5 protein-coding genes are annotated in these 3,191 nt (G+C 60.3%); 3 read left to right on the plus strand and 2 right to left on the minus strand.

Translation table 11 applies throughout. The features are described from left to right. Positions 1 to 206 precede the first annotated feature (206 nt). Positions 207 to 746: a hypothetical protein gene (locus QMA15_RS32460; RefSeq protein WP_290289256.1), complete on the minus strand. Its 540-nt coding sequence runs from the start codon at positions 744 to 746 to the stop codon at positions 207 to 209. 419 nt (positions 747 to 1,165) lie between these two features. Between QMA15_RS32460 and QMA15_RS32465 the strand changes: the two genes are divergently transcribed. From QMA15_RS32465 to QMA15_RS32475, 3 genes are all read left to right on the plus strand, one after another. Continuing rightward, positions 1,166 to 1,297: a hypothetical protein gene (locus QMA15_RS32465; protein WP_290289259.1), complete on the plus strand. Its 132-nt coding sequence runs from the start codon at positions 1,166 to 1,168 to the stop codon at positions 1,295 to 1,297. Positions 1,298 to 1,379: 82 nt separating this feature from the next. Then, complete coding sequence (locus QMA15_RS32470; RefSeq protein WP_290289261.1) at positions 1,380 to 1,604, plus strand: hypothetical protein; 225 nt, start codon at positions 1,380 to 1,382, stop codon at positions 1,602 to 1,604. 53 nt (positions 1,605 to 1,657) lie between these two features. Continuing rightward, positions 1,658 to 1,864, plus strand: a complete 207-nt coding sequence (locus QMA15_RS32475) for a hypothetical protein (RefSeq protein ID WP_290289264.1) — start codon at positions 1,658 to 1,660, stop codon at positions 1,862 to 1,864. Between the two features lie 180 nt (positions 1,865 to 2,044). Here the strand turns inward: QMA15_RS32475 and QMA15_RS32480 are convergent, their stop codons facing one another. Then, positions 2,045 to 3,088 carry a hypothetical protein gene (locus QMA15_RS32480; protein ID WP_290289267.1) on the minus strand — a complete coding sequence of 348 codons (1,044 nt, stop codon included), beginning with the start codon at positions 3,086 to 3,088 and terminating at the stop codon, positions 2,045 to 2,047. Between the last annotated feature and the right edge of the window lie 103 nt (positions 3,089 to 3,191).

A 3,191-nucleotide genomic window follows, 5' to 3' on the forward strand; every position in this document is an offset into this window, starting at 1 on the left:
ATGTCGACGCCGTTCTGAGTGCCGACGCCCCTATCGTGCTGGGTCTGGCAGCAGGAGTGCTAACCATCGACGCCATCGCTCCGGCAGTCGTCATCGAGGGTGACATCGTCGCCCTGCGTGCAATATTCGAAGCTCCCCGCGTGACGGCAGGGCTCTCGAAGACATGACAACTCGGCGGCATCAGTTGGCGGGCGGTAGTTGTGGTCTCAGTTCATGAGGTCGGAGCGGTGGAGGAAGGTTGTCGCTGCTTCTGCGGTTTGCAGACTACCTGCACTGATGTCGATGTTAAGTCCGTTGATGGTGTTGACGTAGTGCACGGAGTTGACGGCGTCGCGGTATTCGAGGCGCGCTGCTGCGGTGCGCGTGGTGTTTTCGGTGACGAGTTCAGATCGGTCCCCTTCGCGCCAGTCCTGGAGTGTTCGTTCGGCTTCGGCCTTGTTCACCCAGACGAGATAGACGACATTGTTGTCGGAGAGGCTTTGGCTGAGTGGCGATGCAGAGGAGACGGTGCAAAAAAGGTAGAGATCGCCGGCTTCGGTGTTCGAGCCCTGGGAGCAGATGCTGCTCTGAGCCAATACTGGCGGGAGCGAGGCTGTGACGGCGTCCATCGTTGTGTGTGTTCCGCCCGTCAGTGGTGCAAGCGATGCGGCTGTGGGCAGGCTGTTTTCATCGACGGGTGTGGTGCCGCAACTGGTGAGGACGAGTGTTGCTGCGGCGAAGACGATCAGATACCGGACCCGCGTCATCTTTTCAGTTTCGGCGGGCACTGGGCAGGGCGACATTTTTGTATTATTCCTCATGTGCCGCAACGATCTTCGATCGCACCCGTTGGTGCTGGCTGTCGCGAGGTGTGATCGTAAGACGGCAGTGGCGGCTCCTGTGGGCGGAGACTGCTGTGATTGTGAGGTTGAAGTCTCTCGTCGCGTATCGGGAACGGCGCCTCACGTTCATGCTGAACGGAAGTTGTAGATCTCAGCGTAGTTGGGTCTCGCACGGCGCGGGCACGCCGAGGTTCGGTCCTTATGCTCGACCTGACAATTTTATTGCACACTCCCATGCGGTGTCAGCATAGTCGAGGTGGTTCCTGCAGGGTCGTCAGGACCCTGCGTTCGATCACCGGGGGCGGGTGGTAGTCGAATCCCATTGCTCGGGCGAAATCGCAAGTGTGGATTACTGTTTCGCTGATCTGTTTGTTGTGTGCGGTTCCGGCGTCGAGGTCGATGCCGTCAAGCCGCGCCGCATCACTGCGGTGGCGCAGGCTGTCGTCGCCGGGGATCGTTTCGATGCCGACGAGTGACAGCGTGGGGCTTCGCGTTATTGCTGTCCGGGGGCGGTAGGGTCGAGGTATCTGTGAAACCAGCGCCGCCACCCTACTTTGAGTGCGCGCAGGATGGTGCCTGCGAGATAGGACCATCACGACTCGCGACGAACTCTGCATGGCGCTCGATGCGCCGCCGCCGCATGCTGACGTCATCACCGCACATCAGTACGACTCCGACGAAATCGCCGTCGCGGTGGAGCGTTTCGGCGCGCTCCTGCGAACCCCCATGCCCTTACCTGTGCTGCTGCAATCAGTGTGTGCGCAAGTGGGTTGCTCCGCGTAACCGACGTCCGGGATACGGTCTCGTACCGGTTCACCGCACGTAACGGGCGCCCCATGACCGAAGTGCGCCATTCGTTCGAAGCAACGCTGGCTGGCAGGGTGCTCGAACTCGGGCATCCTCGGGAGCACGACAACGGACCGGGGGCCTTCTACATCTCCGGCGATCTCAGTTCGGACGAAAAGGATCGAGTTCTGTTCTTGCTCAAGGGGCGGTCCACTGCCAAATCGGGCGGTCCGATCGCCTACCTCCCGGAAGTCTGACGCCACCGACAGACAGTGACATCGAGCGTCCGGCGGACCGCATGGTCACCGGACGCTCGACGCTCGCCAAGTCACTGTTTTCTGGACTTCGCTCCGCATTGTCGAAAGCCCACATTGCAGGTCATAGGGTGTCAGTGATGGCTAGCGCTCCACCGACATGCATTCGATAACGGATGGCCGCTATTGGCGGGGCTTTCTTGATAGTGGAATTGGTCTGCGTCGGGATTTGCTCAGTGCTGCGAATTGGGGCCGCCCCGTCCTTGGCGGGTCGGTGAGGATTGCATCGAAGACGGCGATGAGGCCGTGGTGTTCGAGGACGAATTCGGTTGGGTCATTGGGGTTTTGTGCGCCGACGAAGAAGACACGCGGTTTGGCCTTAGTCGGCGGGGACTGTAATCGGTCACGTTGGAGCTCGCGGAGCCTTTTAAGGTTGTGCTCGAGTAGGGCGCGTAGTCGTGGTGTCCAGTGGGACCAGACAACGGTGACGCGGTGGCCGGCGATGACGCGGGCGGGGTTCTGCGGGTCACGGGTTCCGGCGTAGAGCGGGATGGAGATGCTCTCTGCCGTGGAGTGCATCTCCGACGCCCAGGCGAGTTCAGCGTGGAATATCCGCAGTTCGGGGTATTGGTCGACTGCTTTGCCGTTCAGGCGTTTGAAGACTGTCGAGTAGCGATCTGTGTCGACACCAGGGATATGAAGGGGCATCTCAGCGCGATCGAGAGGAAGTTCGATGAACGTCCTTGCGATGTATGTCAGTGTGCGAACGCGTTGCGAGCGACCGGCATTTCCACGGGTAGACGTATTGTTCGGTGTCGATCGTGATGAGATGCGGTGTTCCGGGCTCGGGTGTTGCTTGTCGATCTGGTCGTGAGATTCGGCGAGTATCAGTTCGGACGGATATGTGCCGGTGGGGTTCCGGCGCTTTTTGCTGGGGCGGCAGGTGTCTGTGACGGTGGGATTCTTCTCGCCGTCGACGGTGCATTCGTCATCATGGGGTTCCGCGCGCGCCGCAAAGTAAGGCGACGGAATATTGTGCGATTCAATTGCAGCGGGGGAGACCGGAACTCCGCAGTCGAGACATATATATCCTCCTGCGCTGAGCGTCTTCATTCGGCTCTTCAGATCCGCGGCAAGGCGTTTCTCCGATAGGTCGATGTCCCACGCGGTATCCATCCAGTTCCACCAGTCTCTTCCTTGGAAGTATCGATTGACTGTATCGCTCATCCGCTGGTGGTGCTTGGCAGCGGCCCGCTATACGTGCTTTGTAGGTGGCGGGCCGGGCGGTGTGGTGAGCTGGGGTGTGGCGGGGGTGTGTTGTGTGTTGGGG

It is taken from the genome of Rhodococcus sp. APC 3903 (assembly GCF_030407755.1).
Taxonomy (GTDB): domain Bacteria; phylum Actinomycetota; class Actinomycetes; order Mycobacteriales; family Mycobacteriaceae; genus Rhodococcus_F; species Rhodococcus_F erythropolis.